We start from the raw sequence: 2947 nt of genomic DNA, 5'->3' as shown, positions 1-2947 counted from the left end.
GTTCCGAATCTGCGATATCTCATGAGTCTCCTTCAACCCTGGCGACGGCCGGCTGCGCCGCCCCCTGCTTGCTCCACATGTAGTCGGCCTTGCCGTGCTCAACCGCCCACTTCGCCGCCTCGTCGAAGTCGATGATGGCGAGGTACTCCTTGAGTAGCAGCAAGGTTGGCCTCCCAGCCCAGGCCCGCCGCGGAGCAGATGAACCCGGTTCGCGCGGCAGACTGGACGACCTCAGGTTGACGATGTGACAGCGGTGGTCGCGGGTAGCGCACGGACCCATCGCGCCAGGCGGTCCCAGAGCTGGTGGCGGGTGCCCGCGGTGTTGTGGCAGTGTCCGGACCTCGGGAGCCGGAACAGCGTGATGTCGTCGGAGGAACTGTAGGCACGGGCTTCGTCGTGATGGTTCGGGGTGGAGTCACGCTCACCCAGGCCGATGAAGACCGGGCAGCGGACCCGTCCGGCATGGTCCGAGGTGATGAACGGGACGATCGACAGCGGCCCAGTCACGCCCGGAAGATGGGTACTCGTGAGGTCGTCGGCGGCGATGACGTCCGCGGGGACGTCCTCCCAGTAGAAATGGCGGCGGATGACGGGATTGGCCCGGTCGGACTTGAACGGCTCGTCGTAGGCGCCGGCCCGAGCCGGGACCATGATGGACTCGAGGCTGGGTATACGGGTGCGGTCGTCTCCGGCCAGATAGGCGGCGAAGGGCGCGACCGTGCCGTAGCCGAGTGGGGCGATGGCATCGAAGCTGCCGTGCAGCGACTGCTGGAAGACGGCGAGCATAGCCCCCATCGAGTGACCAACACCGATGACCGGTCCGACGTCGACCGGCCCCAGGCCGGGCAGGAGCAAGCCCTTCTCCGCGCGTTCCACCAGGTCGGAGAGCGCCGTGTTGTTCGCCGCGGCGACGACGTCGGGAGTGAGCTCGGCGGCCCGCGGATACCGGGAACTCTCGCCGGTGGCGAGGTGGTCGACAGCGATGACGAGCATGCCCTGAGCCGCCAGATGCTCGGCGAAGCTATAGCCGGTGCGGCCGGGGACGTCCAGATGCCAGTACGCCTTCGTGTAGCTACCACCCGGGAGGCAGAACAGCAGCGGCACCGGGCCCGCCAGCGGCGTCGGGGGCGGGAAGACCCACGTCGCGATGTGGTGCGGGCCGTCGATCGGCACACGGCCGGTCACGTCGACGATGACGGTGGGCGGGGCGGTGGCGACCGGCGTGCTCATCGGGCGCACCCCGCGTTCCCGACTCCCGTGTGTTCGTTTCCTAACATCAGCGAACCTCCTCAAGAACTGCTGCCCTTGCTCGATAACGGACCCTGATCCGCGTGTGAGAACATCCGCGCCGATGCCACCCACCGGCTGCTGCGACACGCTGATCTCAGCGACCGAAGAGTTCTGCCACGCGTTCCTGCCCCCCATCGAACTGATGGAGCTGGATCAGCGTCCCGTCCGGATCGAGAACGAAGAAAAGTCTTGATTTCCCCGTGTCGGTCACCGGCCCGATGACGGGAACGGACAGCTTGACCAGCTCGTCGTAGGCGGCGTCGATGTCGGCCACCGTCAGAGCTATCTTCGGGCGACCATAGGGCGCGGGGTAGAGCATGTCGGCCGGTTCCAGGGCCTGCCCGGTCGGATTGGGGCCGCCGGTCGGATGGGGACTGAACAGCTCGAGCATCATCGCGTCGATCCCGATGCCGACGCGTCCCCATGCCTTTCCCCGTACTTCGAAAAGGACCTGGAATCCAAGCACACCGGTGTAGAAAGCCACTGAACAGTCGAGGTCTGCCACCGTCATCCCGACGTGCGAGAAACATCGGATCTCCGGCATTCGTTCCTCCCCATCGGCGGTTTCCGGGACGGCGGTGTTCAGCACAGGCGCAGGGCGACCCGGATCGAATCGTGGCCCGGTGTCCTTCGTGACAGGAGGGCGAACGCCTCCTCGAAACGTTCGAGGGGGAAGGTGTCGCCGAGCAGGTCGGCGGTCGGTACCCGGCCGGCGTTGATGAGCTCGACCGCTCCTTCCGTGTCGAGGCCCGCGCCGGGGTGGAGGGGGATCCGTCGGGTGGGGATCCAGTCGCTGTGGAAGCCCTTGAGCGGGCCGTCCTTCATCCCGGCGACGACGACATGCCCACCCTTGTGCACAAGATCCATGGCCAGGTTCACCGTCACTGGGTTTCCCGCCGCGGCGTCGATCACCACGTCCGCCATCCGGCCGTCGGTGATCTCGCGTACCCGTTCGACCGGGTCCTCGTTGTCGACGTCGACGGTGTGGTCGGCACCGACACGCAGCGCCCAGTCCAGGCGGAATCTGTCGCTCGCCGTCCCGGTCACGATCACCGTGGCGGCTCCGGCCGCGCGGGCAGCGACGATGGTGGCCATGCCCATGTGGCCGGGACCTTCGATGATCACGACATCGTCCTGCCGCACCGGCGCCACCCAGGTCACCGCGCAGCTCAGTGGCTCGAAGACCGTGAGCTCCTCGGCCGGGAGTTCGTCACGCAGGCGATACACCTGGGAACCGGGCAGCAGTTCGAGGTGCTCCGCGAATCCGCCGTGCAGGCCGGAGCCCTCGTCCATGGAGAAGTCGTGCCCGTAGATGCGGTAACCGGCGGGGGTCACCACGATGTCGCGGACGGCGACCCGGTCACCTTCCCCGACGCCCCACGCGGCGGCCGCCGCGGCGTCGATCTTCTCCACCCGGCCCACGATCTCGTGACCGGCGATGGACGGGAACGCACCGCCCCAGGACGTGTGCACATGACCCCGGAAATGATCGATATCGCTGTGGCAGAGGCCGGTCGCCTCCACCCGAAGGACAGCTCCGCCCGGCCGGGGATCGGGCACCGGCAGATCACGTTCCTCCCAGGTCTCGTCGCCGTTGAAAACGATGGCCCGGCTCATGGGAGAACCTCCACGCCCTCTGAGTACCTGTCCTGAATCT

The 2947-nt window shown here is 67.3% G+C and carries 4 protein-coding genes; all 4 read right to left on the bottom strand.

Annotated elements, in window-relative coordinates; translation table 11 throughout:
* Positions 1-19: 19 nt before the first annotated feature.
* The 4 genes from E0504_RS46355 to E0504_RS46340 all read right to left on the bottom strand — a co-directional run bounded on the left by E0504_RS46355 (position 20) and on the right by E0504_RS46340 (position 2907).
* Entirely contained in the window at positions 20-163 is a 144-nt protein-coding gene (locus E0504_RS46355; RefSeq protein WP_020463634.1) for a hypothetical protein, read from the bottom strand.
* A gap of 68 nt (positions 164-231) precedes the next feature.
* Positions 232-1230, bottom strand: coding sequence for an alpha/beta hydrolase (locus E0504_RS46350; RefSeq protein ID WP_131627664.1), 999 nt, complete (start codon positions 1228-1230; stop codon positions 232-234).
* 154 nt (positions 1231-1384) lie between these two features.
* Complete coding sequence (locus tag E0504_RS46345) at positions 1385-1879, bottom strand: VOC family protein (protein ID WP_112107471.1); 495 nt, start codon at positions 1877-1879, stop codon at positions 1385-1387.
* On the bottom strand, positions 1873-2907 hold the full coding sequence (locus tag E0504_RS46340) for a zinc-binding dehydrogenase (RefSeq protein ID WP_131627662.1): 1035 nt from the start codon (positions 2905-2907) through the stop codon (positions 1873-1875). The genes E0504_RS46345 and E0504_RS46340 overlap by 7 nt, the downstream gene beginning before the upstream one ends.
* Between the last annotated feature and the right edge of the window lie 40 nt (positions 2908-2947).

The sequence above is a fragment of the Parafrankia sp. BMG5.11 genome (assembly GCF_004337455.1).
The sequence above is the reverse complement of the archived record's forward strand: the minus strand, read 5'-3'. Positions and strand labels throughout refer to the sequence as shown.